The 25086-nt window shown below is 62.3% G+C and carries 21 protein-coding genes; 16 read left to right on the top strand and 5 right to left on the bottom strand.

Annotated elements, in window-relative coordinates:
* The first annotated feature begins 42 nt into the window (after window positions 1-42).
* Window positions 43-1536, top strand: a complete 1494-nt coding sequence (locus tag ACMGF7_RS08990) for a PLP-dependent aminotransferase family protein (RefSeq protein WP_164095740.1) — start codon at window positions 43-45, stop codon at window positions 1534-1536.
* Here the strand turns inward: ACMGF7_RS08990 and ACMGF7_RS08985 are convergent.
* Window positions 1533-2450 carry a DMT family transporter gene (locus ACMGF7_RS08985; protein WP_015379350.1) on the bottom strand — a complete coding sequence of 306 codons (918 nt, stop codon included), beginning with the start codon at window positions 2448-2450 and terminating at the stop codon, window positions 1533-1535. The genes ACMGF7_RS08990 and ACMGF7_RS08985 overlap by 4 nt on opposite strands.
* Before the next feature lie 294 nt (window positions 2451-2744).
* Here ACMGF7_RS08985 and ACMGF7_RS08980 point away from each other — a divergent pair, with 294 nt between their 5' ends.
* The 3 genes from ACMGF7_RS08980 to ACMGF7_RS08970 are packed head-to-tail and all read left to right on the top strand — an operon-like array spanning window position 2745 to window position 9126.
* A complete protein-coding gene (locus tag ACMGF7_RS08980; protein WP_197763987.1) occupies window positions 2745-3995 on the top strand; it encodes an SrfA family protein in 1251 nt (416 codons plus the stop codon).
* Window positions 3995-6940 carry a virulence factor SrfB gene (locus ACMGF7_RS08975; RefSeq protein WP_274852016.1) on the top strand — a complete coding sequence of 982 codons (2946 nt, stop codon included), beginning with the start codon at window positions 3995-3997 and terminating at the stop codon, window positions 6938-6940. Before ACMGF7_RS08980 ends, ACMGF7_RS08975 begins: the two co-directional genes overlap by 1 nt.
* A complete protein-coding gene (locus ACMGF7_RS08970) occupies window positions 6937-9126 on the top strand; it encodes a virulence factor SrfC family protein (RefSeq protein ID WP_197763985.1) in 2190 nt (729 codons plus the stop codon). Before ACMGF7_RS08975 ends, ACMGF7_RS08970 begins: the two co-directional genes overlap by 4 nt.
* Window positions 9127-9159: 33 nt before the next feature.
* On the opposite strand, the gene ACMGF7_RS08965 is transcribed toward ACMGF7_RS08970, so the two are convergent.
* Window positions 9160-10059, bottom strand: coding sequence for a LysR substrate-binding domain-containing protein (locus ACMGF7_RS08965; protein WP_004930950.1), 900 nt, complete (start codon window positions 10057-10059; stop codon window positions 9160-9162).
* A 142-nt stretch (window positions 10060-10201) separates the two neighbouring features.
* Here ACMGF7_RS08965 and ACMGF7_RS08960 point away from each other — a divergent pair, with 142 nt between their 5' ends.
* From ACMGF7_RS08960 to ACMGF7_RS08945, 4 genes are all read left to right on the top strand, one after another.
* Window positions 10202-11212 carry an aldo/keto reductase gene (locus tag ACMGF7_RS08960; protein WP_015379355.1) on the top strand — a complete coding sequence of 337 codons (1011 nt, stop codon included), beginning with the start codon at window positions 10202-10204 and terminating at the stop codon, window positions 11210-11212.
* A gap of 55 nt (window positions 11213-11267) precedes the next feature.
* Window positions 11268-12065 (top strand): SDR family NAD(P)-dependent oxidoreductase, encoded by a 798-nt coding sequence (locus ACMGF7_RS08955; protein WP_004930955.1) that lies wholly within the window; start codon window positions 11268-11270, stop codon window positions 12063-12065.
* Between the two features lie 36 nt (window positions 12066-12101).
* Window positions 12102-12518: an SRPBCC family protein gene (locus ACMGF7_RS08950; RefSeq protein WP_049240480.1), complete on the top strand. Its 417-nt coding sequence runs from the start codon at window positions 12102-12104 to the stop codon at window positions 12516-12518.
* A gap of 126 nt (window positions 12519-12644) precedes the next feature.
* Window positions 12645-13064 (top strand): VOC family protein, encoded by a 420-nt coding sequence (locus tag ACMGF7_RS08945; RefSeq protein ID WP_004930960.1) that lies wholly within the window; start codon window positions 12645-12647, stop codon window positions 13062-13064.
* Here the strand turns inward: ACMGF7_RS08945 and ACMGF7_RS08940 are convergent.
* A complete protein-coding gene (locus ACMGF7_RS08940; protein WP_021505201.1) occupies window positions 13061-13744 on the bottom strand; it encodes a Crp/Fnr family transcriptional regulator in 684 nt (227 codons plus the stop codon). The genes ACMGF7_RS08945 and ACMGF7_RS08940 overlap by 4 nt on opposite strands.
* Before the next feature lie 160 nt (window positions 13745-13904).
* On the opposite strand from ACMGF7_RS08940, the gene ACMGF7_RS08935 reads away from it, so the two are divergent.
* Both ACMGF7_RS08935 and add read left to right on the top strand, forming a co-directional pair.
* Entirely contained in the window at window positions 13905-14840 is a 936-nt protein-coding gene (locus ACMGF7_RS08935) for a nucleoside hydrolase (RefSeq protein ID WP_197800628.1), read from the top strand.
* Between the two features lie 14 nt (window positions 14841-14854).
* Complete coding sequence (gene add, locus ACMGF7_RS08930; RefSeq protein WP_197763982.1) at window positions 14855-15847, top strand: adenosine deaminase; 993 nt, start codon at window positions 14855-14857, stop codon at window positions 15845-15847.
* Window positions 15848-15875: 28 nt separating this feature from the next.
* Here add and ACMGF7_RS08925 read toward each other — a convergent pair whose 3' ends face one another.
* Complete coding sequence (locus ACMGF7_RS08925; RefSeq protein ID WP_049240473.1) at window positions 15876-17075, bottom strand: NAD(P)/FAD-dependent oxidoreductase; 1200 nt, start codon at window positions 17073-17075, stop codon at window positions 15876-15878.
* A 300-nt stretch (window positions 17076-17375) separates the two neighbouring features.
* Here ACMGF7_RS08925 and pitA point away from each other — a divergent pair, with 300 nt between their 5' ends.
* Window positions 17376-18878, top strand: a complete 1503-nt coding sequence (gene pitA, locus ACMGF7_RS08920) for an inorganic phosphate transporter PitA (protein WP_015379362.1) — start codon at window positions 17376-17378, stop codon at window positions 18876-18878.
* Between the two features lie 73 nt (window positions 18879-18951).
* Here pitA and uspB read toward each other — a convergent pair whose 3' ends face one another.
* The gene (gene uspB / locus ACMGF7_RS08915; RefSeq protein WP_004930978.1) at window positions 18952-19287 is read right to left on the bottom strand and encodes a universal stress protein UspB; all 336 of its coding nucleotides are present in this window, start codon (window positions 19285-19287) and stop codon (window positions 18952-18954) included.
* Window positions 19288-19718: 431 nt separating this feature from the next.
* On the opposite strand from uspB, the gene ACMGF7_RS08910 reads away from it, so the two are divergent.
* From ACMGF7_RS08910 to ACMGF7_RS08890, 5 genes are all read left to right on the top strand, one after another.
* A complete protein-coding gene (locus tag ACMGF7_RS08910; protein WP_049240471.1) occupies window positions 19719-20492 on the top strand; it encodes an SDR family oxidoreductase in 774 nt (257 codons plus the stop codon).
* Between the two features lie 105 nt (window positions 20493-20597).
* Window positions 20598-21506, top strand: a complete 909-nt coding sequence (locus ACMGF7_RS08905) for a LysR family transcriptional regulator (RefSeq protein ID WP_197800626.1) — start codon at window positions 20598-20600, stop codon at window positions 21504-21506.
* A gap of 267 nt (window positions 21507-21773) precedes the next feature.
* Complete coding sequence (uspA, locus tag ACMGF7_RS08900) at window positions 21774-22211, top strand: universal stress protein UspA (protein WP_004930988.1); 438 nt, start codon at window positions 21774-21776, stop codon at window positions 22209-22211.
* 199 nt (window positions 22212-22410) lie between these two features.
* Window positions 22411-23754, top strand: coding sequence for an NADP-specific glutamate dehydrogenase (gdhA, locus tag ACMGF7_RS08895; protein ID WP_015379364.1), 1344 nt, complete (start codon window positions 22411-22413; stop codon window positions 23752-23754).
* A 329-nt stretch (window positions 23755-24083) separates the two neighbouring features.
* Window positions 24084-25070, top strand: coding sequence for an autoinducer 2 ABC transporter substrate-binding protein (locus ACMGF7_RS08890; protein WP_028128102.1), 987 nt, complete (start codon window positions 24084-24086; stop codon window positions 25068-25070).
* The last annotated feature ends 16 nt before the right edge of the window (window positions 25071-25086 follow it).

Here is a 25086-nt window from a genome sequence, read left to right as displayed (position 1 = left end):
CTCTGAATACTCATTTTCACACTGCAAAGCGAGCCGGAATCCATGCCCCGAACAGCCCAAGTCGTTGACGTCCCCGCCCTCGGCGAGATTGACCGCCAGGCGGGGCAGCTGAGCCACCAGCTGGCGCAGGCCCTGCGCCGGGCCATTCACCGGGGCGATCTGAAAGCGGGCGATCTGCTGCCCTCGACGCGCCGGCTGTCGGCGGCGCTGGCTCTGGCGCGCGGCACGGTGTTGGAAGCCTTTGCTCAGCTGACGGCGGAAGGCTTTCTCGAACCGCAGCCCGGCTCCGGCACTCGGGTCGCCCACTATCAGGCGCCGCGCCGCACGCCGCACGCCACGGCGCAGGCGAGTTCGGCGGTAGCGGTTCCGCTTTCTTCACAGGCGCAGCATCTGGCGCGCTTTGCCACGCAGGCGCGGGCGCTGCCGCCGGTGCCGTTCACTGTGTCAGTGCCAATCGGCGATACCGCGCCCGACGATATCTGGCGGCGGCTCGGCAACCGCATCCGCGCCCGCGGCCCCGGCGCGCCGTCGGGCTACGGCGATCCGCTGGGCGCACTGCCGCTGCGCGAAGCCATCTGCGACTATGTGCGCCGTTCCCGTTCGGTAAACTGCACGCCGCAGCAAATCCTCATTACCTCCGGCACCCAACAGGGACTGTATCTGGCCGCGCAGATCCTGTTGGACGCCGGCGACAGCGCCTGGGTCGAAGATCCTGCCTACGCCGGCATTACCGCCATTTTCGATAGCCTGTTCCGCGATCGGCGCATGATTAGGGTGCCCGTCGCCGACGACGGCATCGACGTCGCCGCCGGCGTGCGTCTGGCCGCCAATGCCCGCGCCGCCTTTGTCACGCCGTCGCATCAGTATCCGCTGGGCATGCCGATGAGCATGGCGAAAAGAAGCGCCCTGCTGGCCTGGGCCAGAGAGCGGCAGGCCTGGATCGTGGAAGACGATTACGACAGCGAGATGCGCTACGCCGGCCACCCGTTCCCTTCGCTGCAGGGGCTGGCGCCCGAGCGGACGCTCTATCTCGGCACCTTCAGCAAGGTGCTGTTCCCTTCGCTGCGGTTGGGTTACGCCATCGTGCCGCCGCCGCTGGTCGACGCCTTTTGCGGCGCCAGGATCCTGATGGATCGCCATCCACCCAGCGCGGATCAATACGTGCTGGCCGCCTTTATCGCCGAAGGGTATCTCGACCGGCATATCCGCAAAATGCGCGGCGTCTACGCCGAGAAGCGTCGGGTGCTGATCGAGGCGATCAACGCGTACATCCCGGCCGAGCTGGCGGTGGTGCAGCCCTGCGATCAGGGCATGCACATGGTGCTGTGGTTGAGAAAAGATCTCGACGACGTGCGGGTCGCCCTGCAGGCCAACGAAGCCGGGTTGGCGCTGCGGGCGGTGTCGCCGATGTATGCGCCCGGCCACGGTGAGCCGGGCCTGGTGCTGGGGTTGGGCGGTTACGCCGACCGCCAGGTGCAACAGGCGGTGGAACGGCTCGGACGGGTGATCCTGGCCTGCGCCGGCAGCGGCGCCTAGCGGGAAAAACGTTTGGCGCCGAACACGCAAACCACCACGCCGGCCATCACGGCGATCATCATCGGCTGGACGGTCTCATGCAGCAGCCAGCCCGCCAGCGCCAGGCCGAAGAACGGCTGCAGCAGCTGCAACTGCCCGACGGCGGCGATGCCGCCCTGCGCCAGGCCGCGATACCAGAAAATAAACCCAATCCACATGCTGAACACCGAGACGTAAACCAGCGACAGCCAGGCAGCGCCGCTGACCACGGGCCAGGCGGCCGGTGCCGCCAGCCAGGTGGCCGCCAGCGTCAACGGCAAGGCGACCACCAGCGCCCAGGAGATCGCCTGCCAGCCGCCGATCCGGCGCGACAGCACCGCCCCTTCGGCATAACCCAGGCCGCACAGCAACACCGCCCCGACCATCAGCGCATCCCCTTGCCAGGCGCCGCCGCTCCCCTGGCTCAACGCGAAAGCGCCCACCAGCACGGCGCCGACGCCTGAAAAAGCCCAAAAAGCGGGCTTGGGCCGCTCTCCGCCGCGCAAAACGCCAAAACCGGCGGTCGCCAGCGGCAGCAGGCCGATATACACCAGCGAATGCGCCGACGTGGTGTGCTGCAGCGCCAGCGCCGTCAGCAGCGGAAAACCGATGACTACGCCAAGCGCCACAAACAGCAGCGGCGGCAAATCCGCCCGCGTCGGCCGCGCCTGCCGGGTGATCAGCAGCGCACACAGGGCCAGCAAAGCGGCGATCGCCGCCCTGACCGCCGTCAGAAACAGCGGATCGAGCTCCAGCACCGCCACCCGGGTCGCGGGCAACGAGCCGCTGAAGATCATCATACCAAGAAAACCGTTCATCCAGCCCTGGGCCGAATGCCCGGCGGCGGGATGTGCAGGGGTAACAACGAGAGTTTTTGCAGACTGACTGTCCGTCATGTGAACGCTCCGCACGCCTGAGGCATACCGAAATCGGCAACCCGCGAGGCGATGTCATAGTGAAAGAGAACATCGTTGCCCGGCGTCGTTTGCCGGGGCTGCGTTCTATTTTTCAGATAAAGCGGTTCACAGACAGGTCCAGATAGTGAAATTTTCACTGTGCCGGTTAGCAAAGCGCGCCGCTAACGCCAAAGAAGGGCGTTTTTCGGGCTGTCCTTGGCCGTTTGGCGGCCCTGCCTGCGGGGTATCATGGACTTTTATGCGTTTTTGTAGAACAGGACAAGGTGCGGCGCCGTGGTGAAACCCTTCTTACGCAGTGGCAGTTTGGATGACGTGCTGGCTTTAGGCGAGAACGGGCAACCGGTCTACGCCTGCGCGCAGCAGCTGCGGGAAACCCTGCGCCTTCGCCGACAGCAGCAGGCCGCCGACTGTCTGGCGATCCCCCAGCCGAACGAAAGCGGCACCCGCATCGACTGGTATGCGCCCTTCCCCGGCAAAGTCACCTCCTGGCTGGCGGCGAGCGATGCCCAGCGCGCGCAGGCGGTACGGCACCTGGAACACTGCCTGACGACCTTCCGCAGCCTGACGGAACAGGCCCTGGCGACCGATCACCCCAGCCATCGCCTGTTCGGCGCGCTGCTGGCCAAAGCGATGCACATACCCGACCCCAACCACGTTTACCTGGTGGACGATCGACCGGTGCTGACCTTCTGGGGCTTTATCAAGCCGCAGGCGCAGAGCCCGAACGATCCGTTGGCCTGCCTGCGCCCGATCGAAGCAGAGATGAAAGTCGAAGTGGAAAAACCGGCGCCGATCGCCGCCGCTCCGCGTAAACCGGCCGTTGTCGAACCGGTAAAGCCGGCCCCGGCCGCCGAGCCCGAACCGGCGCCCGCCCCGGCGGCGCCCGTCGAATCCCCCGCCGTTGTTCGCCCACATCGGCGCCACGCGCTGTGGCTGTTGCCGGTACTGCTGCTAGGCAGCGCGGCGCTGGCCGCCTGGCTGCACCGCTCACCGTCGCCGCAACCGGCGATGCCGGCTGAGGTGCGCCATCCGGCGCCGCCGGAAAAAACCGCCGCGCCGTTGCCCAAGCTGCGCTTGCCGCTGGCGCACGCCACGCTGATGCCGCCGCCCCCAGCCCCGGTCATCCCGCAGCCGGCGGACAAAAATGCGCTGGTGCTGCCGCCCGAGGCGGTGAAGGCCGGCTCCACCCGTTTCCTTAACGGCAAATGGCGCGCCACGGTGGCGCTGAAAGATCCGATTACCGGCAAGCGCCCCGGTCTGCAATACCGCCTGAACGCAGGCAAGGGCAGCGCTGTCATCGCCTACGGCGACGGCGTCAGCTGCCGGGTGGCGGTCGAAGCCGGGCTGATGCAGTCCGGCAATCTGGTGATCAACAGCCGCACCAAGGCGCGCTGCAGCGACGGCAGCCGCTACCAGATCCCGGAGATCGTCTGCCGCCAGGGCGAAACCGGCGCGGCAGAGTGCACCGGCCGCTACGATGCGGACACCACCTATCCCATGACGTTCAAGCGCGAGAGTAAATGATGCTGGCACCCCTTACGGACTACAAACACGGCATTACGCTGATCCAGGACAGCGGCATTCAGTTTCTGGACTTTGCCCTGACCCCGCTGCTGGACGCCGAGTTTCCCGGCAAATTCGTGCGCAAGACCGCCAGCGGCCCGCTGCTGCGCCTGCAATGGGAGGCCGAGAGCGGCAAATACCAGTTGCCGGCCGTGGGCGACCAGGCCGCCGAAGTGGTGCGGCCGGAGTTCAGCTATCCGCTGCAGCAGTCGCTGCGCCTGCTGGATAAGCTCTGGCTGCCGCTGCCCTTCTTGCGCCACACCCCGGCGGGCCTGTTTTTGTCGGGCCCGGACAACTGGGCGCGCCTGCAGGTGGTGCAGCTGGATGAACCGGATCAGGACGGCAACCTGCTGCGCGTGGTGCTGGCCTTCGACACTCGCGCCGCCGCGCCCGGCCAGGAGGCGCTGGCGCCGGGCGAAAGCGATCTCGGCGCCGATCTGAGCTTCGCGCTGGCGCACCGCAACCACGAGCTGGGCGAGTTCCTCGATCTGACCTGGGTGGACGGCTGGCTGCGCGAGGCGTTCAGCCAGCGCGCCGCCGAGCGGGAACAGCGCGCCGAAGTGGAGATCAACGCCGGGCTGAAAACCTTCGAGTATCAGGCGCACTACCTCAACCTGCTGCACATGCTCGGCCATCAGTTGGCGGTGCCGCAGATAAAAATGGCGGCTGCAACGCTGCAGCAACCGGCGATCGACGTCGATCTGGTGCTGGACGTCGGTAACTCGCACACCTGTGGCGTGCTGGTCGAAGACCACCCGGAAGAGAGCAACGGCCTGAAGCAAACCTACGAGCTGCAGCTGCGTTCGCTGTCCGAACCGCATCACGTCTACAACGAACTGTTCGAGAGCCGGGTGGAGTTTTCTCGGGCCGCGTTCGGCAAGCCGCATCTGTCCTTCCAGAGCGGACGCGACGATGCCTTCCAGTGGCCGTCCATCACCCGCGTCGGCCGTGAAGCCGCGCAATTGGCGCAGCGACGCGAAGGGCATGAAGGCACCACCGGCATCTCCAGCCCGCGCCGCTATCTGTGGGACGAAGAGCGCTATGCGCCCGGCTGGCGCTTCAACGAGCGGCACGAGCCGATGGCCGCCGCCGCGCCGTTGACCACCCTGATCAACGACGAAGGCGTGCCGCTGTCCACCCTGCCGACGGCCGAACGGCTGCCGGTGTTCGCCGCCCATTACAGCCGCAGCGCGGTGATGAGCCTGATGCTGAGCGAGCTGTTGGCGCAGGCGCTGATGCAGATCAACAGCATCGCCCAGCGCAGCCGCATGCCGAACGCCGCCGCCCCGCGCCGTTTACGCGCCATCATCCTGACGCTGCCTTCGGCGATGCCGAAGCCGGAGCGCGAGATTTTCCGCCGCCGCATGCAGGAAGCGATCGGGCTGGTGTGGAAAGCCCTCGGCTGGCACCCGCAGGATGCGCCGTTCGACGGCGCGCACGCCCGCTTCCCGGCGCCGCAGGTGCAGATCGAGTGGGACGAAGCCACCTGCGGCCAGATGGTCTATCTGTACAACGAAACCCAGGTGAACTTCGCCGGCCGCACCGACGCCTTTTTCGCCGCCATGGCCCGGCCCGACCGGTCGCTGGCGCCGGGTGAGCAGGTGGGAAAAACGCTGCGCATCGCCTCCATCGACATCGGCGGGGGCACCACGGATCTGGCGATCACGCACTATTCGCTCGACGACGGCGTGGGCAACAACATCAAAATCAACCCGCGCCTGCTGTTCCGCGAGGGCTTTAAAGTCGCCGGCGACGATATCCTGCTGGACGCCATCCAGCAGTTTATCCTGCCCGCCGTGCAGCAGGCATTCGAAGCCGCCGGCGTGAACGCCGCCCCGGCGCTGATGGACAGGCTGTTCGGCAACGAAGGGCGTATGGACGGGCTTTCCACCCTGCGTCAGCAGGCCGCGCTGCAGATCTTCATGCCCGCCGGACGCGCGCTGCTCGGCGCCTATGAAAAATACGACCCGCTGGACAACCGGGCGGAAATCGCCGCCAGCCTGGGCGATCTGCTGCCGCAGCCGCCGACGCCGCAGGTGCTGGCGTTTATCAACGGCGAAGTGCAGCGCGAAGCCGACAGCAACGCCTTCGATATCCTGCACACCCCGCTGGTGATCCGCCTGGCCGATCTGCACGCCGCCTTCTTGTCCGATCGCATCGGCATAGGCCGCTGCCTGCGCCTGCTGGCCGAAGTGGTGGCGCTGTATACCTGCGACGTACTGCTGCTGACCGGCCGCCCGGCGCGCTTCCCCGGCGTGCAGGCGCTGCTGCGCCATCTGCAGCCGCTGCCCGCCAGCCGCATTCTGCCGCTCGAGGGGTATCACACCCGCAGCTGGTACCCGTTCAACAAACGCGGCCGCATCGACAACCCGAAATCCACCGCAGCGGTGGGCGCCATGCTGTGCCTGCTGGCGATCGATCTGCGGCTGGAGAGCTTTTACTTCAACGTCGGCGATTTCCAGCCCTACTCCACCATTCGCTATCTGGGCATGCTGGACGGCAACAACATGCTGGCGGACGATAACGTCTATTACCGCGACATCGATCTGGATCGCGCCGATTTCGCGCTCGATCCCGCCGGCAGCTTCCAGCTGCGCGGCCCGCTGCGTCTGGGGTTCCGCCAATTGGACAACGAACGCTGGCCGGCCTCGCCGCTCTATACGCTGACCATCAATGACGCCCAGTTGGCGCGCAAGCTGGCCGGCGACGCGGTGATCAGCCTGCGGCTGGCCATCACCGCCAGCGCCGAGCAGGGCGCCGAGAGCGTCAAGATCGCGCAGGCGCTGCTGGCCGACGGCAGCCCCGTCCCGGCGCACCACCTGCAACTGAAACTCAATACCCTGGCTGCCAGCGCCTCCGGTGCGACCCACTACTGGATAGACAGCGGGAGCATTTACCCACGATGAACACACAAACCTTCGCCCCAGCGGCCCCGAATAACGCGCTCAGCGCCGGCATATTGCAGGCGATCGACTGGGTGGACGCCGCGCGCCGCCAATCCCCTCGCCTGGAGCGGGAGGCCGATCGCCTGACGCTGCGCCTGCGCCGTTGCCATAACCGCGCCGCACGGTTGGAAAACACATGCCCTGCGCAGGTCGCCATCGGTTTGTATGGCCACAACGCCGCCGCCAAGGCCCATCTGCTGGCGGCGCTGGCGCCTGGCGCAAAGCACTTCAACGCGGACCTTTCGCTCGCGGTGCGCTACTGCACGGCGGCCGAGGCGGGGCCCGCCGAGTATCCGATCGCCCTCGCCCTGCTCAATGAAGCGCAGTGGCTGGCCATCACGCTCGATGCCGCCGCGATGGGCGGCTTCCGGCTGGACTGGGACGCCCGCGCGATCGCCGGCCATCTGCAAACGTTGGCGCGCCACCGCCAAGCCATCGCCCCCGACGGCCTCAGCGACGGCGATGTGCTGGCGCTGTGGGATAGCCAACGCCGCCACGGCGACAAGGGGCAACAGACGCTGGACAGGCATTTCTGGCCGCAGGCCGTGGCGCTGGCGCCGCAGCTTAGCATCGACGATCGCGCGCGCCTGTTTGCGCCGCTGTGGGGAGAGGAACCGACGCTGACGACGCATTATCGCCAGCTGGCACACACGCTGCATGCCCTCGGTGACAGCCGGCAGGTTCATGCCCCGCGCCGCGCCTTGACGCTGCTGACCGCGAGCGCCGCACCGGAAAACACGGCAATCGTCGTGATGGCCGAACACGACGGTGAACGGGAGATCGCGCTGAGCGATCTGGTCTGGTTGACCGCCGAAGTCACCACCGTTCTGCCGCAGACGGCGCAGGCGGGCCTGCCCGCCGACGTGGCGCTGATCGACCTGCCCGGCAGCTGCGCCCGCCCGCAGGCGGAACCGACGCAGCGGCTGCAACAGGCGAAACGCGCCCATTTGCTGGCCCGCTGCGCGGACGGCCTGCACGCCAACCTGCTGCTGGTAGCCGATGCCGCCGCCACGCCGCAGGACGCCGCGCGCATCGGCCAGGCGCTCGCCGGTTGGGTCGACCACACCCAGGGGGAAACCCCGGCGCTGCGCCAGCGCCGCAAACCCGGTTTAATCTGGGCGATCACGCCGTTCGACCCACGCCAGGAAGGCAAACCGCGCCCTGACGACGCCGTTCAGCGCCAGGTCGGCGAACCCGGTGACAGCTGGGCCACACTGCTGGCGCTGGATGAGCAGGATTGCCGCCGCATGGTGAACTACCTGGCCGCACAGGCGCGCCCGGCCCACAAGCAAGCGCGCCTGCTCGAGCTGCGCGAAGAGTTGCAGCGCGAGCTGACGGAAAGCCTGCTCGGCAACTGGCTCACCGCCGCCGATCCGCACGCGACCCAGCAACGCGCCCAACAGCTGCTGCGCGCGCTGCAGGCGCAGGCCGGCCGCCACGGCGAACTGCTGGAACGATTGTTGCCCCAGCGCGATACGCTGCGCCAACTTTACCAGCAACAGCAGCACGCCGCGCCGACCCCGGCGACGCCTGCGCCGTTCGGGCTCGACATCGATCTGTTCGGCGCACCGGAAACCCCGGCGCCCGGCGAGCCCCCCACGTCACCCTTTGCCACGCGGATATTCGCGGATTGGATCAACCATCTGCGCAGCCTGCCGGACAGCCGCCGGTTGCTGGATCTGCTCGGCGTCGACAAACCGCATCTCGAACTGCTGGTTGATGCGTTGATCGGCGCCGCCTGCCGCCAGCGGCTCGATGATGAGCTGGAGCGCGCGCTGTGCGCCGGCGGCCTGCCGGAACAGGGGGAAGATCGGCAGATCAGCCAGGCGTTAGCGCTGTTGGGCGACTTCGTCGCCTGGCTCGGCTTCCAGCGGCGCGATGCGGCAACGCGCCCCGAGAGCCGCGTCAATCCCGGCCAACCGATCTTTACCCCGCCGCCGCAGCCGGCGGTGGACTGGAGCGGCCAGCAGCGGCTCACCCGGCTGGCACCGACGCCAACCAAAAATACCGCATTTTATATCTATGACTGGCTGATCGGCCTGCAGACCCTGCTGGCGGAAAATGCCGCGCAGGCGCAGCCCGCGCTGGCAGACGAGCAACGCGCCGCACTGGCGGCGATCGTCGCCGCCCTGCGCGCTGCGCCGTAGCGGGCGCCATCCGGGCCGGACACCGCCGCGCAGTCAGTGGCAGGCCGGCCCGGCCGACATCACTTCGCGGAAATGGGTGACCAGCGGGCGCAGGTTGGCCTTGTGCCACACGGCCCACAGCTGCGTGGTGTATTGCATCCAGGGCAGTTCGCGCAGCACTACGCCTTGCGGCGCGTTATGCCGCAGGCTGTGCTGGATCAACGTCATCCCCAACCCGGCGGCGACCAGCCCCAGCGCGGTCAGCGGCTCGCCCGCCTCCAGCCGGATATCCGGATCGAACCCGGCCTTCACGCAGGCCGCCACGAAGTCGTCGCGCGAATGGGCATCCTCCTTGTGCAGCACCGAAATCCAGGCCTGATCGGTGAGATCCGCCGGCAGCAGCGTCTCTCGCTCCGCCAGCGGATGGGCCTGCGGCAAGGCCAACAGCATGCGATCGTCCAGCACCTGCGTATATTCAAAATCCGGATCCGCGCGATCCGGCACCGTATTGACCAGCGCCACGTCCAGGCTGCGCTGCCGCAGCCCTTCCAGCTGTATGAAAGAAGGCTGGCTGTAAAGCACGATGTGCACATCCGGCCGGGAAACCCGCAGCGACCGCAATGCGTTCGACAAGACGCCGGAGTGCATCGCATTTTCGATATAGCCAATGCACAGCCCGCCGTCTTCCCCGCGCCCCAGACGGCGCCCAAGCGACTCGAGCCGGGTGGCGTGCGTCAACAGCGCGCGGGTTTCGGCCAGAAACGTCTGGCCGTCGGCGGTCAGACGGATGCGCTGCTGATTGCGCTCGAACAGCATCAAACCCAGACGTTCCTCAAGCTGGGAAATCTGCCGGCTCAGCGGTGACTGGGAAATGTGCAGCCGTTCGGCGGCGCGGCCGACGTGCTCTTCTTCCGCCACCGCCACAAAGTATTTCAACTGACGTAAATCGATCACGTGAGACCTCAAAGGACTTAACTTAGACAAATTATGTCCTATCAAGTCACAACTTGCCAAGTTATCTTTAGCCTCGTGACGGGGCAGACGCTGTATGAGCCCCACTAGTTTCCCTGAAAAGATAACGTATTGAGGATTCACCATGAGCATCAAAAATATTTTACCCGGCAAGATCGGTTTGGGCGGCGCGCCGCTCGGCAATATGTTCCGCGCCATTCCAGAAGAAGAAGCGCTGGCTACCGTAACCAGCGCCTGGGACTTGGGCATCCGCTACTTCGACACCGCACCGCTTTACGGTTCCGGCCTGTCGGAAATTCGCATGGGCGAAGCGCTCTCTCAGTACCCACGCGATGAGTTCGTGCTGAGCACCAAAGTGGGCCGCATCATGCTGGACGAAATGGAAGATCCCGCCGCCCGCGATCTGGGTGAGAAAGGCGGCCTGTTCGAACACGGTTTGAAAAACAAGATCCTGAACGACTACTCGGAAGACGGCACGCTTCGCTCCATTGAACACAGCCTGAAGCGTCTTAAAACCGATCGTCTGGATATCGTCTGGATCCACGACGTCGCTCAGGATTTCTATGGCGACAGCTGGCTGGAACAGTTCAATATCGCCCGTACCGGCGCCTTCCGCGCACTGTCCCGCCTGCGTGACGAAGGCGTGATCAAAGCCTGGGGCCTCGGGGTCAACCGCGTCGAGCCTTGCGAACTGACGCTGGCGCTTGATGAGCCGAAACCGGATGCCTTCCTGCTGGCCGGCCGCTACAGCCTGCTGGATCACGAACGCGCCCTGCAACGCCTGATGCCGGAAGCGCTGGAACAGAATGTCGATATCGTCGTCGGCGGCCCATACAGCTCCGGCGTGCTGGCCGGCGGCGAACATTTCGAATATCAGAAAGCGTCCCCGGCTATTCGCCAGCAAGTCGCGAAAATCAAAGAGATCGCCGCTCGCTTCCAGGTAGACGTCAAAGCCGCTGCGCTGCAATTCGCGCTGGCTAACCCGGCCGTCGCCGCCGTGATCCCCGGTTCGAGCCGTCCTGGCCGCATGGCCGAAGATCTGGCTGCGCTGGATGCAGTGATCCCGGCTGAGTTCTGGGCGGAGATGCGCCGTCAGAAACTGGTGGCCGACAACGCGCCGCTGCCGATTCGTTAAGTTTTATGGGGCCGGCCCCCGGCCCCATTACCCACATGACAGAGTGATATACATGATGAAACTGGATCTTTCAGGCAAAGTCGCCGTCGTCAGCGGCTCCACCTCCGGCATCGGTCTCGGCATCGCGCGCGGGCTTGCCAAAACGGGCGCCACCGTGGTGATCGTCGGCCGTCAGAAAGCCGGGGTCGATAACGCCATCGCCGACATCAGCGCCAACGTGCCCGGCGCGCAGGTACGCGGCGTGGTCGCCGATCTCGGCACCGAACAAGGGGCTGCAACCCTGTTCGCCGCGGAGCCTAAAGCCGACGTGCTGGTCAACAACCTCGGTATTTTCAACGATAAAGACTTCTTTACCGTGCCCGACAGCGAGTGGATGCACTTCTATAACGTCAACGTCCTCTCGGGCGTGCGTCTGGCGCGCCACTACGCGCAGAGCATGACCGAACAGGGCTGGGGACGCATTATTTTCGTGTCGTCCGAATCCGGCGTCGCCATCCCGGCGGATATGATCAACTACGGCGTGACCAAAAGCGCCAACCTGGCGGTATCTCACGGCCTGGCGAAGCGCCTCGCCGGCACCGGCGTGACGGTCAACGCCATCCTGCCAGGGCCAACCTTTACCGAAGGCCTGCAGGAGATGCTGGCGGAAGCGGCGGCCAAATCCGGGCGCAGCGCGCGCGATCAGGCCGACGAGTTCGTTAAAACCGAACGCCCAAGCTCCATCATTCAACGCGCGGCGGACGTCGATGAAGTGGCCAACCTGGCCGTTTACCTTGCGTCTCCGCTGTCTTCGGCCACTACCGGCGCGGCGCTGCGCGTCGACGGCGGCGTCGTCGACACCCTGGCAATGTAATTCCGTACCCTAAACCGATATCAAGAGAGAAAGAAAATGGCTACTACATCCGTATCTATGAACATCCCGGCATCCGCCGACACCGTATGGCAACTGATCGGCGGCTTCGACGCCCTGCCTGACTGGCTGCCGTTCATTCCGAAAAGCGTCGTTTCTGAAGGCGGCCGCGTGCGCACTTTGACGACCTCTGACGGCGGCACCGTTATCGAGCGGCTGGAAGCGTTCGACAACCGTCAACGCAGCTACAGCTACTCCATCATGCAGGCGCCGTTCCCGGTGGTGAATTACCTGTCCACCCTGTCGGTACACGCCACCGACGACGCCAACGTGGCGCGCGTGGAATGGTCGGGCAGCTTCACGCCGGTCAATATCAGCGACGACGAAGCCGTCGCCCTGTTCCATGGCATCTACCAGGATGGCCTGCATGCGCTGAGCGGCAACTTCCCGCGTTAATGCGTGAACACTCCTCACGCTTACGGCCGATGGTGAAAACCATCGGCCATTTTTTTGCTTTAGCTCTGGAGCAGGATAAATCCGCCAGCGCCGTTTATGCTGTAAAGGAGACTTCCGTTTGAGGAGATGGCCGTGCGCCCTTTCAGCCTGAAGACTATCGACCATGTGGTGCTGCGCGTGCGCGATATGCAGAAAAGCCTGCATTTTTATACCCGGATCGTCGGCTGTGATATCGCCAAACAGCGGCCGGATTTGGGGCTGATGCACCTGCGCGCCGGAGCGGCCATGATCGATCTGGTGGATATTAACGGCGTGTTGGGGAAAAAAGGCGGCACGGCGCCCGATCCTCACCGGCAAAATGTCGATCACATCTGCCTGCGCATCGATCCTTTCAACGAGGACGAGCTGTTGGCCTATCTGCGATCGCAGGGGATCGGCGTTGATCCCGCCGAATCGCGCTATGGCGCTGAAGGCGACGGCCCGTCCATTTATTTCAGCGATCCGGACGGCAATCGCGTGGAATTGAAGGGGCCGGCGATCGGCTAGATCCTGGCGCTCCCGTTGATGTCGGACAGCCGCTGGCGATCCGTCACCCGCAGTGATTTGTTTTTAAATTGAATGATGCCGTCCGCCGCGAGCTGCGCCAGCGCGCGGCTCAGCTGTCTGACGGAGATGCCCAATCTCGCCGCCAGCGCCTCCCGGTTTTCCAGCTCAATCAATTCCCCTTCGTTCTTTATCTTGAATAATAAAAATTTTCGCAATTTATACTCCGCCGTAAAAACGCCGTTCGCATGCAGCAAAGAGGCATTCAGCAGCTTATTGCTCAATTGCCGGCAGATAAAGGTGAGGAACGCCGGGTCGCTCAGGGCGTGATTGTTGATGGCCTCTATCGGTGCCGCGAGGAGCAGCGCGTCGGTCACCGCCTGCACGGTGCTGAACAGCGTGCGCTGCGCCTGGGAGAACAGCTCCAGATCGCCAATCACCGAGAAATCCGTTTCGAAGGAAAAGACAATGTGCGCGCCATTCACATCAAAATTCTCAACCTGCAATTTTCCCTGCACGAGAAAAAACAGGTGGGTCAAACGATCGCTTTGCGTCACCAGGTATTCGCCGGCTTCGACGCTGACCAGGCGCAGTGCGGCGAGCAGCGTGGGCGAAAGCGCCGTTCGCAGATCGTGAGCGTCGATAAAAGCTTCTTTTAGCTTGCTGTCACCGACCGTTTTCAAGGCGATTCACTCCCAGGGCTCATCCTTAACCGTCTTACATCCTCGCTTTCGACTGCGTTCAGCATAGCCGACGCGCTTCAGAACGAAAAAGGACATCTGACCTTTTTTGCCTTAGGTCGTCTGGGTACTTTCTCCGCATAGCCCACCCGAGGAGATGGCCATGCGACATATTTTGATAGATACCGATACTGCTTCCGACGATGCCGTCGCGCTGCTGATGGCGTTGCGCGCACCCGACGTGAAGGTGGAAGCGATCACCACCGTCGCGGGAAACTGCCCGCTTGAACAGTGCGTCAAAAATGCACTTATCTGCGTGGAAAAAGCGGGAACCTATGCGCCCCCGGTTTATGCCGGCATGGCGAAACCGCTTTTGCGAACGCGTTATCATTCGCACCATATTCACGGCGAAGACGGCATGGGCGACATGGCCTTGCCCGATCCGCGCCAGAGCGCCGAACCCGTTCATGCCGTGGACGCCATCATCGACTGCGCCGCACGGCTCAATGGCGAGCTGGAAATCGTCACCCTCGGGCCGTTGACCAATCTCGCGATGGCGGTGCTGAAAGCGCCCACGCTGGCCGAAAAAGTGAAGAGGGTTTATGTGATGGGCGGTTCCGGGCTGATGCCCGGCAATATCACCCCGCTGGCCGAATTTAATTTTTACGCCGATGCCGAGGCCGCGCATCTGGTGCTCACTGCCGGGCTGCCGCTCACCCTCGTTGGCTGGGAGATCGGCATGGGGGAAGCGTTTATCGACCAACGCGATATAGCTCGATTGAATGATCTCAGCGAGCTGGGGCGCTTTGCCGTGCGCTGCAACCGCACGCTGATGGCGTTTAACGCCGGGCGCACCGAGCGTATAGGGTTTGATTTACCCGATCCGACCACCATGGCGGTGGCGCTCTACCCGGACATCGTCGAGACCAGTCTGGAGGCGTATTCCTGGGTTGAATATAAAAGTGAAGGGTCTTACGGCCATTACGTCATCGATTCCACCCACCTGACCGGCAAACCGGCCAATGCGCGCGTAATTACCCGCATTAAACCCGGCCTGTTTAAAGAAAAACTGTTCTCGCTGTTATCTCACCGCGAATGAAATAGGTGGCCGCCATGACCTTCGATCCGAGCAAATTAAACAAGGTGGAATTACACGTCCATTTGGATACCTGTTTAAGCTACCACTATGTCAAAAAGGTCGACCCGCAAATAACCAGAGCGGCATTTAATCGGCAATTTATCGCGCCGAAGCGATGCGCCGATCTGGGGAACTTTTTAAGCAAGATAGCGCCGCAAATAGATCTATTACAGACACGCCAGGCGATAACGCTGGCCGTCGAGGACTTATTCGCGCAGTTGGCGGCGGATAATGTCATCTATGCCGAGCTGCGCTTCGCGCCGCTGCTGCATACCCGGCTGGGATTAACCGGCGAAGCGGTGGTCGAGACGGTGCTGGCGGCCATGCATCACGCATCACGGGCTTACGGCATCGCCGCCGGGCTGATCCTGTGTACGCTGCGACATTTCGACGCGGCCGCCAGCCTGCAAACGGCGAAACTGGTTATCGATTATCAGGGAAGCGGCGTGGTGGCGCTGGATTTGGCCGCCGATGAAGCGCGTTACCCGCTGGCCAATCACGTAGCGGCCTTTCGGGCGGTGCGCGAAGCCGGCGGCAACGTCATCGCCCACGCCGGCGAGGCGAAGGGCGCCGACAGCGTACGGGAAACGCTGGAGCAGCTACAGGTGTCGCGCATCGGCCACGGCGTCAGGAGCATCGAGGATGCTGCCCTTATCGAGCGTCTGATAGCCACCGGCGTCCTGCTCGAGATCTGCCCCAGCTGCAATCTCGTCTGCAATCTGTTCGACAGCATCGACGATCATCCGATAGATCGGCTGAAAAGGATGGGAGTGCGGCTGAACGTGAATACCGATGCGCGCACCGTCGCCGACACCACGCTGAACAAGGAGTACCAGCTGTTGCATGACGCCTTCGGCTGGCAGGATGACGATTTTAACCGCAGCAACCGACAGGCGCTGGAGGCGAGTTTTCTCGACGGCAACACTAAAATGAAATTAATGAATCAGCTCAAGGCCGGGCCAATGTGACCCGGCACGTGTCAAGGCTGAGCGGGTTTTAACGCCCCTGCGCCGCCAGCGCCTGGGCGCAGGCCCAGGCCGAACTCCAGGCCCACTGGAAGTTGTAGCCACCCAACCACCCGGTCACGTCCACCACTTCGCCGATGAAATAGAGCCCCGCCACCTTGTGGGCCTCCATCGTCTTGGAAGAAAGTTCGTTGGTGTCGACGCCGCCGAGCGTCACTTCCGCCGTGCGGTAGCCTTCGGTGCCGTTCGGCTGCACGCGCCAGTTCTGCAACAGATCCACCAGCGCCGCTTGTTGCGGCGCATTCAGCTGCTTCAGCGTCGCCTCCGGCAGTTGTCCCAGGGTCTGCAAGCACTCCACCAGCCGCTTCGGCAAATGCAGCGCCAGGGTGTTTTTCAGGCTTTGGTTCGGGTGCTCTTGGCGTTGGTTATCCAGGAAGCCCGCCAGATCCAGCTCAGGAAGTAAGTTAACGCTCACATACTCACCCGGTTGCCAGTAGCTGGACAGCTGCAATACCGCCGGGCCGGAGAGACCGCGATGGGTAAACAGGATGCTTTCACGGAAGCTGACGCCGTTCTCGGCGGTGATCACCGCCGGCACCGACACGCCGGACAGCGTCTGCACATGCTCCAGCAGCGGCTTATGCAGGGTAAAAGGCACCAGCCCGGCGCGCGTCGGCAGCACCCTGAGGCCGAACTGCTCCGCCAGTTTGTAACCGAACGGCGAGGCGCCCAACCCCGGCATGGATAATCCGCCGCTGGCCACCACAAGTGAGCGGGCACTTACTTTTTCGCCATTGAGCGCCAGCTGGTAGCCGTTCTCGGTTTTCTCCACGCCCAGCACTTCGCTGCGCAGGCGCATCGTCACCTGGCCCAGCTCGCACTCTTTGACCAGCAGATCCACCACCTGCTGCGCCGAATCGTCGCAGAACAGCTGCCCCAGCGTTTTTTCATGGTAGGCGATGCCGTAGCGGTTGATCAGATCGATGAAGTCCCACTGGGTGTAGCGCGCCAGCGCCGACTTGCAGAAGTGCGGGTTGTTCGACAGATAGGCCGCCGGTTCGGCGTACATGTTGGTAAAGTTGCAGCGCCCGCCGCCGGACATCAGGATCTTGCGGCCCGGTTTTTTGCCGTTGTCGAGCAGCAACACGCGGCAACCGAGTTGCCCCGCCTGCGCGGCGCAAAACATGCCGGCGGCACCCGCCCCAATCACTACGACATCAAACTGTTCCACCTGAGCCTCACTTATCAAAACCACAATCGCGACAAAAGAGCGCCATATTACGCCGTTTCGCCGCCGGTCACCGCCAAATTCACGGCGGCAGATTGTAAAGCCCCGGCGCCGCCAACGCCACAGTAAGAAAATATTACAGAGGTCAGAGGAGAATAACGCGTTGATATTCAATATTTTTGTTATAGGCGCGTCATCGTTTCGTCATGTCCAAATCAAAAAAACGTCATATTTTCCTTTTCCCCGGCCCCGGTTGTCACTGATAATGCGCGGCGTTCATGTCCACAAACTGGCGTAACGCTTATGCTGCATTTGTTCGCTGGCCTGGATTTCCATACCGGCCTGATGTTAATTCTCGCATTGTTGTTCGTGTTGTTTTATGAAGCCATCAACGGTTTTCATGATACGGCCAATGCGGTCGCTACAGTTATTTATACCCGCGCCATGCGCTCGCAACTTGCGGTCGTGATGGCAGGTTTGTTCAACTTTCTTGGCGTAATGCTCGGCGGTTTGAGTGTTGCTTACGCCATCGTCCACTTGCTGCCTACCGATCTGTTGTTGAACGTCAGTTCAGCACACGGATTAGCCATGGTCTTCTCCATGCTGTTGGCGGCAATCATCTGGAACCTCGGCACCTGGTATTTCGGTCTGCCGGCCTCCAGTTCCCATACGCTGATAGGCGCAATCATCGGTGTCGGTTTAACCAACGCCCTGATGACCCACACTTCGGTGGTGGATGCGCTTAACGTCCCGAAAATGATTGGCATTTTCCTTTCTCTGCTGTTCTCGCCGCTGGTCGGCATGATGGTGGCGGGAGTGATGGTGTTCGCCTTGCGCCGCTATTGGAGTGGCACCAAGAAACGCCAGCGTATCCACATGACCCCTGCGGAACGTGAAAAGGTCGACGGCAAACGCAAGCCGCCGTTCTGGACCCGTATCGCGCTGATCCTGTCGGCGATTGGCGTCAGCTTCTCGCACGGCGCCAACGACGGCCAGAAAGGCATCGGCCTTATCATGCTGGTGTTGATCGGCGTTGCGCCGGCCGGCTTCGTGGTCAATATGAATGCAACCGGTTATGACATCACCCGTACGCGTGACGCCGTGACCCACCTGCAGCAATATTACCAGCAGCACGGCGACGCGCTGTCGCATGCGGTGTCGCTGACGCCGCTGGTGCCAAGCCCGGATGACGAAGCTGCGTCTGGCAAACCGGCCGAGTTCCACTGTGACAGTTCGCGCGCCATGCCGGCGATCGAGCTGGCTCAGGGCATGTTGACCAACCTGCAAAGCTACGATCAGCTGACGGTTGACCAGCGCAGCCACCTGCGCCGCCTGCTGATGTGCGTGACCGACACGGCGGATAAAGTCGCCAAGCTGCCGGAAACCTCATCCGCCGACCAGCGCTTCCTGAAGAACCTGCGTCAGGATCTGCTGCAGACCGTCGAGTACGCGCCGATGTGGATCATCGTCGCCGTCGCGCTGGCGCTGTCGCTCGGTACCATGGTGGGCTGGAAACGCGTGGCCACCACCATCGGCGAGAAGATCGGCAAGAAAGGCATGACCTACGCCCAGGGCGTATCGGCCCAGATGACCGCGGCGCTGTCGATCGGCGTGGCGAGCTATACCGGCATGCCGGTCTCCACCACCCACGTCCTCTCTTCGGCGGTTGCCGGGACGATGATCGTGGACGGCGGCGGCGTGCAGAGCAAAACCGTGAAGAACATCCTGTTGGCCTGGGTACTGACCCTGCCAATCTCGATTCTGCTTTCCGGTGCGCTGTATTGGATTGCGTTGAAGCTGATCTAAGCGATAAGCATCATGAGGAAGGCGGCCGCAGGGCCGCCTTTTTTTTGCCTGCATCAAGGGAAACAGAAAGGCATTAATACCAAATCATCATCGCTATCAGGCAGATGACCACCAGGCCGCACAGGGCCGAGGTCAGCATAAACTGCCCGCGCACCCGCTCACAGCGGCGAATAAACTCCGGATCGTGGTGTTCGACATAGCGCTGCGCAAAGATATAGCGCACCAGCCTCAGCTGCTTGCTGGGTTGGCCGTGGGCGGTGAAGAAGCCGCCGCCGTCGACGTATTGGTACAGCAACGGGTCACAGCCGCGCAATACCACCAGCAGCGCGCGCAAAGAAGAGTAATACCGCACCATGTTTACCACACACACCACACACAAGGCCCAAAACAGCGCGACGGTACTGATCATGATTGCCCCCTCAAGGCGTTGTTATCCGCGGCCATCCGCCGGGTCCAACCGCCCTACCTCATTACCCGATACTCTGCTGGAGCTTACCGCTCTCATCCCCTTTTTTGCCTGCACGGACCACGCCCATAACCCACCGCCTCCGAAGACGTTGCCGCACCGCACGATGAGATTTGCACGGCATGGTTCTACTCAGAGGAGAAATGATGAGGCCCATATCCATCATTGTAGGTTAATGAAACGCAAACTGGCCTGAGCAGTGGATAAAATTTACCGCCCTGTAGCGAAAAGTCACCTGCCGGGGCGTTATAAGCGATAACCGTCCGTTTCGATTATGTCGCTTTTCTGGATAGTCTATCCCGCGCCACGCCGCTGATCTTTCCCCCACGCTGGCTAGACTCAGGTTTCCGTTACGCTCATCCAAGGAAACTGTTATGGCAAACCATTCAATCAAGGGAAAAACCGTCCTCATCGCCGGCGGCGCCAAAAACCTCGGCGGGCTGATCGCGCGCGATTTGGCTGAACAAGGCGCCAAAGCGGTGGTGATCCACTACAACAGCGCCGCTTCCAAAGCCGAAGCGGAAAAAACCGTCGCCGCCATTCAGGCCGCCGGGGCGCAAGGTGTCGCGCTGCAGGCCGATCTGACCACCGCGGGCGCGGTCGAGAAGCTGTTCGCCGATGCGGTCGCCGCCGTCGGCAAGCCGGATATCGCCATCAATACCGTCGGCAAGGTGTTGAAAAAGCCGATGATCGACATCAGCGAAGCCGAGTACGACGAGATGACGGCGGTCAACGCCAAAACCGCGTTCTTCTTCCTGAAAGAGGCGGGCAAGCACCTTAACGACAACGGTAAAATCTGCACGCTGGTCACCTCGCTGCTCGGCGCCTTCACGCCGTTCTACGCCGCTTACGCCGGCACCAAAGCGCCGGTGGAGCACTTCACCCGCGCCGCCGCCAAGGAGTTCGGCGAGCGCGGCATCTCCGTGACGGCGGTCGGCCCCGGCCCGATGGATACCCCGTTCTTCTACCCGGCAGAGGGTGCGGACGCCGTGGCCTACCACAAGACGGCGGCGGCGCTGTCGCCGTTCAGCAAAACCGGCCTGACCGATATCGAAGACGTGGTGCCGTTCATCCGCCATCTGGTCAGCGACGGCTGGTGGGTAACCGGCCAAACCATCCTGATCAACGGTGGCTACACCACCAAATGAACCCGGCGGGGGCACCTATCGCCCCCGCACCTGCTCGCGCGCAACCGCGCCATGCGGCTACACTCTACTGTCAGAAACGGCGCCAAGGAACAGCAGATCAGCGAGATGGACAGATTCAATCAATACCGCGTATTCGTACAGGTGGCGGAAATGGGCAGCTTTATCCGGGCGGCCCATGCGCTGGAGGTGCCGCGCGCCTCGGTCTCCGCCGCCGTGCAGCAATTGGAAACGCAGCTGGGCGTGCGCCTGCTGCACCGCACCACGCGGCAGGTGCGGCTGACCGCCGACGGCGAACAGCTGCTCGAGCGGCTGCGCCCGCTGCTGGCCGAAGTGGAAGACATCGATCAGTCATTTCAGGCCAGCCAACGGCAGGCCTCCGGACGGCTCAGCGTCGACGTGCCGAGCCGCATCGCCCGCCGGCTGATCGCGCCGGCGCTGCCCGGCTTGCTGCGGCGGCATCCCCACCTGCAGCTGGTGCTCGGCTCCGCCGATCGCGCCATCGATCTGGTGCAGGAGGGGGTCGACTGCGCGGTGCGCGTCGGCGATCTGCACGACAGCAGCCTGGTGATGCGCCCGCTCGGCCATATCGCGCTGATCAACTGCGCCAGCCCCGCCTACCTGAGCGAATTCGGTCATCCGCTCCACCCCGGCGATCTTGCCGAGGGGCACTGGAGCATCGGCTACGCCTCGCCCAGGACCGGCCGCGAATCCCCCTGGGAATACCTGACCGGCGACGGCCATACGCAACGGCTCGAACTGCCCAGCCGGGTGGTGGTCAACAACGCCGAAAGCTATATCGCCTGCTGCCGCGCCGGGCTGGGGCTGATGCAAATCCCGCGCTACGACGTACAACACCTGCTCGACGTCGGTGAACTGGTGGAAGTCCTACCCGGTTACCGCGCCGCCTCCATGCCGATCGCCCTGATCTACCCCCATCGCCGCCAGCGCTCAAGGCGCCTGGCGGTGTTTCATGAGTGGTTTGAAAGCCTGCTGCAGCCGCATCTGGAGCGCTGATTGCACATTTAGCGCTATACTTTGTTTAATAACGCTTATAATTCAAGCGGTCAGACCGTTAAAACCCGCATAACCCATAGGCTTTTACGCCGCGCGGGTGTACAACAAAAGGTATCGTGCGCAGAGATTTTCGATGCGGCGCAGTGTGATCGCCCCAACATATCATTGCGTTATCCGAATGATACTATGGAACCAACAGCGCCAGGCGGGTACACGGAACGCCTGCTAACCCTTTTTAATCGGCATGTTTATGGAAGGAGTATTCTTATGGCTTACAAACACATATTGATCGCGGTAGACCTATCCCCGGAAAGCAAGATCCTGGTAGAAAAAGCCGTCTCTATGGCGCGGCCGTATAACGCCAAAGTTTCTCTGATCCACGTCGATGTCAACTATTCCGACCTCTATACCGGCCTTATCGACGTCAATCTCGGCGACATGCAAAAACGCATCTCTGAAGAAACCCATCAGGCGCTGACCGAGCTGTCGCAAAACGCCGGCTACCCGATCACCGAGACCCTGAGCGGCAGCGGCGATCTGGCGCAGGTGCTGGTGGACGCCATCAAGAAATACGATATGGACCTGGTGCTGTGCGGCCACCATCAGGACTTCTGGAGCAAGTTGATGTCTTCCGCGCGCCAGCTGATCAATACCGTGCACATCGATATGCTGATCGTGCCGCTGCGCGATGAAGAAGACGAATAAAGTAAGCGCTTGCTAACTTAACTGACCAACGCCCGCGCCCTGCGGGCGTTTTTCATGCCGCCACGCCGATTAATCGCTTGATAATCAACCGCCCTCCGATGATATAGTCGCTAAAGACACAACATCCTCCCCCGAGCATCGCCTATACCCAAATCTATAAGAAATAGCGGGGGAAATTTAATGCGAAAAGGAGTTATCCATGGAATATGCCGTATCGGTAGAGTCTTTCCTGTCCTCGTTACAACGCCATAACCCCCACCAGCCGGAATATCTGCAGGCGGTGCGCGAAGTGTTCACCTCGCTGTGGCCGTTTATCGAGCGCAACCCGCGCTATCGCGAACAGGCGCTGCTGGAGCGCCTGGTGGAGCCCGAGCGCGTCATTCAGTTCCGCGTCAGCTGGGTGGACGATCGCGGCCAGGTGCAGGTCAACCGCGCCTTCCGCGTGCAGTTCAACTCGGCCATCGGCCCCTACAAGGGCGGCATGCGCTTCCACCCGTCGGTAAACCTGTCGATCCTGAAGTTCCTCGGCTTTGAGCAGACCTTCAAGAATGCGCTGACCACCCTGCCGATGGGCGGCGGCAAAGGCGGCTCCGATTTCGATCCGAAGGGCAAAAGCCAGGGCGAGATCATGCGCTTCTGCCAGGCGCTGATGACCGAGCTGTATCGCCACTTGGGCCCGGACACCGACGTGCCGGCCGGCGACATCGGCGTCGGCGGCCGTGAAGTCGGCTTTATGGCCGGCATGATGAAAAAACTGTCCAACAACACCGCCTGCGTGTTTACCGGCAAGGGCCTCTCCTTCGGCGGCAGTCTGATCCGCCCCGAGGCGACCGGCTACGGCCTGGTGTACTTTACCGACGCCATGCTGCAGCGCCACGGCCTGGGCTTTGAGGGCATGCGGGTGGCGGTATCCGGTTCCGGCAACGTGGCGCAGTACACCATCGAGAAAGCGCTGGAGCTGGACGCGCGCGTGATCACCGTATCGGATTCCGGCGGCACCCTGGTGGACGAAGACGGTTTCACCACCGAGAAGCTGGCGCACCTGGCGGAGATCAAGAACCAGCGTTACGGCCGGGTGGCGGACTATGCCCGTGAGCGCGGTCTGACCTATCTGGCGGGCCAGCAGCCGTGGAACGTGCCGGTGGATATCGCCCTGCCGTGCGCCACCCAGAACGAGCTGGATCTCGAGGCGGCGCAGACGCTGATCCGCAACGGGGTGAAAGCGGTGGCGGAAGGCGCCAACATGCCGACCACCATCCAGGCCACCGACGCCTTCCTTGACGCCGGGGTGCTGTTCGCGCCCGGCAAGGCAGCCAACGCCGGCGGCGTGGCCACCTCGGGGCTGGAGATGGCGCAAAACGCCGCGCGCATCGGCTGGCGGGCGGAAAAAGTGGATGTACGTTTACAACATATCATGGCGGATATTCACCATGCCTGCGTGGAATACGGCGGCGAGGGCAAGCAAACCCACTATGTGCACGGCGCGAATATCGCCGGTTTCGTCAAGGTTGCAGAGGCGATGCTGGCTCAGGGCGTGCTGTAATCGGGCGCAAAGGTGATCTTGTTCACACATCGGTTAAATGCTTCAATGCCGGCCTCTGCGCCGGCATTTTTTTCCGCGTCCAAGCCATCAAAATGATGCTCATACGTTAATTAAAAGTTAATAAAAAGTTATTTAAAGCCGTTTAGTTGGTAGTAAATTTACCACCGCCAAATAATTAAACATTTATTTAACACTAAATACGCCAATATTTTACTTAAATGTGCGCAGATCACATTTCGTTAACTTCGGCTACGCCCCCTCTTCCATTCCTTTGTAATCTGCAGCGGTGGAAAAACCGCCACCCCTACAGATAAAAAAAGGTACAGCTAATGAAATTTAACCTCGCATTATTAAATGCATGTGTGGTTTCTGCGTGCATGTTATCGACAACACCTGTGTTCGCCGCTGATAAATATGAGATTGCCGTGGTCGCCAAAGTGACCGGCATTCCGTGGTTCAACCGCATGGAAGTGGGCGTCAACGAAGCGGCGAAAAAACTCGACGTCAACGCCTACCAGACCGGCCCTTCTACGCCGGATCCGGCCGCACAGGTCAAGGTGATTGAGGATCTGATCGCCAAGAACGTCAACGCCATCATCGTGGTGCCGAACGACGCCAAGGTGCTGGAGCCGGTGCTGAAAAAAGCGCGCGACAAAGGCATCGTGGTGCTGACCCATGAATCCCCGGACCAACAGATCGGCCAGTGGGACATCGAGACCATCGACAGCGAGAAATACGCGCAGGCCAACGTCGATGAACTGGCGAAAGACATGGGCGGCAAAGGCGGCTACGCGATCTACGTCGGCTCGCTGACCGTGCCGCTGCACAACGCCTGGGCCGATTCCGCCATCAAGTACCAGAAAGAAAAATACCCGGACATGTTTGAAGTCACCTCGCGCTTGCCGGTGGCGGAAAGCATCGACAAATCCTACGCCACCACGCTGGATCTGATGAAAACCTATCCGCAGATGAAGGGCATCATCGGCTTTGGTTCGCTCGGCCCGATCGGCGCCGGCCAGGCGGTGGCCAAGAAGCGCGCCAAGGACAAAATCGCGGTGGTGGGCATCGCCATGCCGGCGCAGGCCGCCCCTTACCTGATGCGCGGCGACATCAAGAAAGCGCTGCTGTGGGATCCGAAAGACGCCGGTTATGCGCTGGTGACGGTGGCCGATCAGCTGCTGCAGGGCAAGGACGTGAACAAAGACCTGTCGATCGAGGGGTTGGGTAAGGCCGACGTCGATATGGAGCACAAAGTGATTCGGTTTAATAAGATTCTGGAAGTCACCAAAGACAACGCCAAATCGCTTGGATTCTGATTTTTCGCGTAATTTC

Origin of the sequence: Serratia sp. BNK-17 (assembly GCF_048684935.1) — a bacterium.
GTDB classification, from domain to species: Bacteria; Pseudomonadota; Gammaproteobacteria; order Enterobacterales; family Enterobacteriaceae; genus Serratia; species Serratia nematodiphila.
This window is presented reverse-complemented; position numbering and strand designations above follow the sequence as displayed.

Excerpts from the sequence above, each read along its gene's own strand:
- ACMGF7_RS08990 (WP_164095740.1), top strand. The coding sequence starts at position 43 with ATGCCCCGAACAGCCCAAGTCGTTGACGTCCCCGCCCTCGGCGAGATT.
- ACMGF7_RS08985 (WP_015379350.1), bottom strand. The coding sequence starts at position 2,450 with ATGACGGACAGTCAGTCTGCAAAAACTCTCGTTGTTACCCCTGCACAT.
- ACMGF7_RS08975 (WP_274852016.1), top strand. The coding sequence starts at position 3,995 with ATGCTGGCACCCCTTACGGACTACAAACACGGCATTACGCTGATCCAG.
- ACMGF7_RS08970 (WP_197763985.1), top strand. The coding sequence starts at position 6,937 with ATGAACACACAAACCTTCGCCCCAGCGGCCCCGAATAACGCGCTCAGC.
- ACMGF7_RS08960 (WP_015379355.1), top strand. The coding sequence starts at position 10,202 with ATGAGCATCAAAAATATTTTACCCGGCAAGATCGGTTTGGGCGGCGCG.
- ACMGF7_RS08955 (WP_004930955.1), top strand. The coding sequence starts at position 11,268 with ATGAAACTGGATCTTTCAGGCAAAGTCGCCGTCGTCAGCGGCTCCACC.
- ACMGF7_RS08950 (WP_049240480.1), top strand. The coding sequence starts at position 12,102 with ATGGCTACTACATCCGTATCTATGAACATCCCGGCATCCGCCGACACC.
- ACMGF7_RS08945 (WP_004930960.1), top strand. The coding sequence starts at position 12,645 with ATGGCCGTGCGCCCTTTCAGCCTGAAGACTATCGACCATGTGGTGCTG.
- ACMGF7_RS08935 (WP_197800628.1), top strand. The coding sequence starts at position 13,905 with ATGCGACATATTTTGATAGATACCGATACTGCTTCCGACGATGCCGTC.
- add (WP_197763982.1), top strand. The coding sequence starts at position 14,855 with ATGACCTTCGATCCGAGCAAATTAAACAAGGTGGAATTACACGTCCAT.
- pitA (WP_015379362.1), top strand. The coding sequence starts at position 17,376 with ATGCTGCATTTGTTCGCTGGCCTGGATTTCCATACCGGCCTGATGTTA.
- uspB (WP_004930978.1), bottom strand. The coding sequence starts at position 19,287 with ATGATCAGTACCGTCGCGCTGTTTTGGGCCTTGTGTGTGGTGTGTGTG.
- ACMGF7_RS08910 (WP_049240471.1), top strand. The coding sequence starts at position 19,719 with ATGGCAAACCATTCAATCAAGGGAAAAACCGTCCTCATCGCCGGCGGC.
- ACMGF7_RS08905 (WP_197800626.1), top strand. The coding sequence starts at position 20,598 with ATGGACAGATTCAATCAATACCGCGTATTCGTACAGGTGGCGGAAATG.
- uspA (WP_004930988.1), top strand. The coding sequence starts at position 21,774 with ATGGCTTACAAACACATATTGATCGCGGTAGACCTATCCCCGGAAAGC.
- gdhA (WP_015379364.1), top strand. The coding sequence starts at position 22,411 with ATGGAATATGCCGTATCGGTAGAGTCTTTCCTGTCCTCGTTACAACGC.
- ACMGF7_RS08890 (WP_028128102.1), top strand. The coding sequence starts at position 24,084 with ATGAAATTTAACCTCGCATTATTAAATGCATGTGTGGTTTCTGCGTGC.